The sequence below is a fragment of the Amycolatopsis thermalba genome, assembly GCF_003385215.1.
In the GTDB taxonomy this organism is placed as follows: Bacteria; Actinomycetota; Actinomycetes; order Mycobacteriales; family Pseudonocardiaceae; genus Amycolatopsis_E; species Amycolatopsis_E thermalba.
In genome coordinates, this window is the sequence record NZ_PQHW01000190.1 from 1 (window position 1) to 4,699 (window position 4,699).

General features: G+C 70.5%; 3 protein-coding genes and 1 pseudogene. 1 reads left to right on the forward strand and 3 read right to left on the reverse strand.

The annotated features are described in order from the left end of the window. Nucleotides 1-306: 306 nt before the first annotated feature. On the reverse strand, nt 307-2,868 hold the full coding sequence (gene pepN / locus D0D15_RS35300) for an aminopeptidase N (RefSeq protein ID WP_094007805.1): 2,562 nt from the start codon (nt 2,866-2,868) through the stop codon (nt 307-309). 131 nt (nt 2,869-2,999) lie between these two features. On the opposite strand from pepN, the gene D0D15_RS35305 reads away from it, so the two are divergent. After that, a complete protein-coding gene (locus D0D15_RS35305; RefSeq protein WP_094007804.1) occupies nt 3,000-3,611 on the forward strand; it encodes a mycothiol-dependent nitroreductase Rv2466c family protein in 612 nt (203 codons plus the stop codon). Here the strand turns inward: D0D15_RS35305 and D0D15_RS35310 are convergent. Both D0D15_RS35310 and D0D15_RS37985 read right to left on the reverse strand, forming a co-directional pair. Further along, complete coding sequence (locus D0D15_RS35310) at nt 3,598-4,275, reverse strand: MBL fold metallo-hydrolase (protein ID WP_094007803.1); 678 nt, start codon at nt 4,273-4,275, stop codon at nt 3,598-3,600. The two genes, D0D15_RS35305 and D0D15_RS35310, sit on opposite strands and share 14 nt — an antisense overlap. Further along, nucleotides 4,272-4,699: pseudogene (locus D0D15_RS37985) on the reverse strand (hypothetical protein); the annotation flags it as partial. The pseudogene D0D15_RS37985 and the gene D0D15_RS35310, both read right to left, overlap by 4 nt.

The window sequence follows — 4,699 nt, forward strand, 5'->3', positions numbered from 1 at the left end:
AAGGCTTCTACAACACACGCCGACTACATTCAGCGCTGGGATATCGACCACCGATCGAAGTGCTCGACGAATGGTTCACCAATCAGCAGGTTGCGTGATACAGTCCGCTTGAGCCGCGTCCGAGATTTTCGGAGCACATCAAAAGAGTACCTTGACACGCCTGATCGGCGACCAAAGACCGGCTGTGGATCGGGGGCGGGGGAGGTCTGGTTGGGGTAGTCGGTGCTGTTGCGTTGCCGGCTTGCGGTTTGTCGCAAAGAAAGAAAGGGCGCCGGCTTGTGCCGGCGCCCCTCTCCTTTTGTGTCCTTAGGCCTCGTCGAATTCCCGTGCCGCCAGGGCCCGCACGATGCCGGCCCGGCCCTCCGAGACCAGCCGCCGCAGTGCGGCCGGGTGCTCGCCCGCCAGCCACTCGTCCGCGGCCTGCACCGTGGCGTGCTCGACCGCCCATGCCGGGAACAGTCCGACGACCGTCGGCTGGGCGCGTTCGCTCGAGCGGCGTGACCAGACCTCGTCGATGGCGGCGAAGTACGTGCTCACGTAGCCCGTCAGCAGGTCCTTCTGCCCGGGGTGGGAGAAGCCGCCGATGATGGCGTTGCTCGTCGCGTTCGGGAGGTCGTCGTCGTAGACCGCGCGCTGCCACGCCTCCGCCTTGGCCTCCGGGGTGGGGCGCAGGGCTCGGGCGTGCTCGGCGTGGCGGCGGCCCGTCGCGGTGTCGTCGCGGGCCAGTTCGGCGTCGATCTCCTCGTCCGCCGCCCGGCCGTGCGCCACCAGCGCGTTCAGCAGGCGCCAGCGCAGGTCCGCGTCGACGACCAGACCCTCCAGCGGCTCCGAACCGTCGAGCCAGCCGGCCAGCACGTCGAGCGTCGCGTCGTCGAGGACCGAACCGGTCAGCGAGTTGACGAACGCGAGCTGGTGGTCCGAGCCCGGCTCGGCGGCGCGGGCCAGCTCCAGCAGCTTCCGGGTGAACTGCGGCCACCCCTCGGCCGCCGCCCAGGACGGCTGCGCGTACGAGTTCAGCGCGGTCTGCGCCTGCAGCAGCAGCCGCTGCACGACACCGACCTCGGTCTCCGCGTGGATGCCGTGCAGCACGATCTGCAGGAAGTCCCGCGCCTTCAGCTCGGCCTCGCGGGTCATCTCCCACGCCGCCGACCAGCACAGCGTCCGCGGCAGCGGCTCGGTGATGTCGGCGATCCGGTCGACCAGCGTGGTCAGCGAACCGGCGTCCAGGCGCATCGTGCAGTAGGTCAGGTCGTCGTCGTTGACCAGCACCAGCTTGCCCGCCGGCTGCCCGGCCAGGTCCGGCACCTCGGTGCGCTCGCCCTCGACGTCCAGCTCCACCCGCTGCTTGCGGACCAGCTTGCCGTTCTCGTCGTCGTAGATGCCCACCGCGATGCGGTGCGTGCGCAGCTCACCGGCGCCCGGCTTCGCGCCCGTCTGCAGCACCGCGAACGAGGTGAACCGGCCTTCGGCGTCGACCTCGAACTTCGGCCGCAGCGAGTTCAGGCCGGTCGTCTCCAGCCACTGCGCGCTCCAGCCGGACAGGTCGCGGCCGGAGGCCTCCTCCAGCGCGCTCAGCAGGTCGGCCAGCGTCGCGTTGCCCCACGCGTGCTTGCCGAAGTACACCCGCAGCCCGGCGAGGAAGTGGTCCAGCCCGACGTAGGCGACCAGCTGCTTGAGCACGCTGGCGCCCTTGGCGTAGGTGATGCCGTCGAAGTTCACCTCGACGGCCTGCAGGTCCACGATGTCGGCCGCGATCGGGTGCGTCGAGGGCAGCTGGTCCTGCCGGTAGGCCCACGACTTCTCGATGTTCGCGAAGCTGGTCCAGGCGTGCACGTACTCGGTCGCCTCGGCCTGGGCCAGGACACTCGCGAACGTGGCGAACGACTCGTTCAGCCACAGGTCGTCCCACCAGCGCATGGTGACCAGGTCGCCGAACCACATGTGCGCCATCTCGTGCAGCAGCGTCTCGGCGCGCCGCTCGTAGGCGTAGCGGGTGACCCGGCTGCGGAAGACGTAGTCCTCCAGGAACGTGACCGCGCCCGCGTTCTCCATCGCGCCCGCGTTGAACTCCGGCACGAACAGCTGGTCGTACTTGCGGAACGGGTACGGCGTGCCGAACGCCTTGTGGTAGAAGCCGAAGCCCTGCTTGGTCTCGGTGAACAGCCGCTCGGCGTCCATGTGCTCGGCCAGCGACGCGCGGCAGTAGATGCCCAGCGGGATCGTGCCGTGCTCGTCGGTGTACTGGTCGTGCCATTCCGCGTACGGGCCGGCGATCAACGCGACGAGGTAGGTGGAGATGCGCTCCGAGGTGGCGAAGACCGTGCGCGTGGCGCCCTCGGCGGTCTTCTCGGTGCTCTCGACCGGCGCGTTGGACACGATCTTCCAGTCGCTCGGCGCCGTGACCGTCAGCCGGTAGGTGGCCTTGAGGTCGGGCTGGTCGAAGCAGGCGAACATGCGCTTGGCGTCGGCTGTCTCGAACTGCGTGTACAGGTACACGGCGTCGTCGACCGGGTCGACGAACCGGTGCAGGCCCTCGCCGGTGTTCATGTAGCGGCAGTCGGCCTCGACGACCAGCTCGTTGGTCGCGGCCAGGTCCGGCAGCTCGACGCCGTTCTCCTCGGTGTAGCCGGAGACGTCCAGCGCCCGGCCGTTCAGCGTCGCGGAGCGGACGGAGCCGGCGACGATGTCGACGAACGTGCTCGCGCCCGGCTTGGTGGCGGCGAACCGGATCGTGGTCTTCGAGTCGAAGCTTCTCTCGCCCGGGCCGCCGTTACCGTCCGTGAGGTCGAGGGCGATGTCGTAGGACTCGACCTCGAGCAGCTCGGCACGCTGTTTGGCTTGGTCACGGGTCAGGTTAGGGGCGGGCACAGGCACCTCGGAAACGCTCGCGGTTGTCATTCTCGGTGATCCCGCTATCCAATCATGTCTCGGCGGGGAACAAGTGCACTCCGCGCGCTGTTGGCCGGATTGACCCCCCACCACCCACAGGGAGAACACCGATGACCGCAGCGCGCACACGCGTGGACTTCTACTTCGACCCCGTCTGCCCGTTCGCCTGGATCAGCTCACGCTGGATCCTCGAGGTGGAGAAGCAGCGCGACCTCGACCTGAACTTCCGCGTCATGAGCCTCGCGGTCCTCAACAGCGGGCGCGACCTCCCGGCGGAGTACCAGGAGCTGCTCGACAAGGCGTGGGGCCCGGTGCGCGTGGCCACGGCGCTCGCGCAGGAGAAGGGCGAGGCGATCCTGCGGGACTTCTACACCGAGTTCGGCATCCGCTACCACAACCAGGGCAACAAGGACATCCCCGAGGTCATCCGCCAGGCGCTGGAAGCCGTGGGCGCGCCCGCCGACCTCGCCTCCGCGGCCGACTCCGCCGAGTACGACGACGCGCTGAAGAAGAGCCACCACGAGGGCATGAACCCGGTCGGCATGGACGTCGGCACCCCGACCATCCACATCGACGGCGTCGCGTTCTTCGGCCCGGTGCTCAGCTCGATCCCGCGTGGCGAGGACGCGCTCAAGGTGTTCGACGGCGCCCGGCTGCTGGCGAGCTACCCCGACTTCTACGAGCTGAAGCGCACCCGCACCGGCGAGCTCAACTTCGACTGAGCTCGTCCCGCTGGGCGGCCACGAAATCCGGGCCGACCGGGTCGCCGTGCCCCGGGACGATCGTGCCGGGGCGCAGGGCGAGCAGCCGGTCCAGCGCGGACGGCCAGTCCGCGGGGTGCGCGTCCGGCCCGATCGACGGCGGTGCGCCCTGCTCGACCAGGTCACCGGCGAACACCACACCGGCGTCCGGCACGTGCACGGCCACGTCGTGGTCGGTGTGCGCCACGCCGGGGTGGACCAGCTCGACGGTCCGCCCGCCGAGGTCGAGCTGGACGCGGTCGGTGAGCAGGTGGTCCGGCAGCACCAGGCGGGCGGCCGCGAGCCGGTCGGCTTCCGGCTTGCCCGCCAGGCGGCGCACCCACTCGGCCCGGTCGGACTCGCCTTCGCTGACGAGCGCGTCGCGGCAGCGTTCGTGCGCCCACACCGGGCACGGCAGGAACGCCGCGGTGCCGAAGTGGTGGTCGAAGTGGGCGTGGGTGATCACCACCGTCCACGGCAGGTCGGTGATCTCGCGGATCTCGGCCGCGAAGGCCGCGCCCTGCACCTCGTCCCCGCCGGTGTCGATCACCAGGCACCGCTCGGTTCCGACGACCAGCCCGAGCGTCTGGTCCAGGTGCGCGTAGCGCCGGGCGAGGACGCCGTCGGCGAGTTCGAGCCAGGTCACGCGGCCTCCAGCAGGTCGTCGACGAGAACGGGGGCCGCGGTGTGTGCCGCTTCACCGCCGCTGGTGCCAGTCCGCTGAGTACCGGGTGCGGCGGAGTGGCGGTCCGGGCAATGGCGAATTCGCCGGCCCCGACCGGCACCTCCGCAGCCGGGCTGCGTCTCGCAGGCGGCAGCGGTGGCGTTGCGCAGGCAGCCGACGAGCACGGTCGCGCCGGTGCCGGCGGCCGCGGCGCACAGGGTCGCGCCGTTCGGGGACGGCAGGTCGAGCAGCCCCGGATCCGGCCCGACCGCGGCCGGCCGCGGCACCCGGCCGCCGCGCCACCGCACCGGGCGCACCCGGCCACCCTGGCCCGTCACGAGGTCCACCGTCGTGCTGAACGACAGGACGTCCACGATGACCAGCAGCGCGCTCACCGGCGCCTGAC

What these genes read in the sequence shown, in the direction of transcription:
- D0D15_RS35305 (WP_094007804.1), top strand. Translation starts at nt 3,000, where the DNA reads ATGACCGCAGCGCGCACACGCGTGGACTTCTACTTCGACCCCGTCTGC.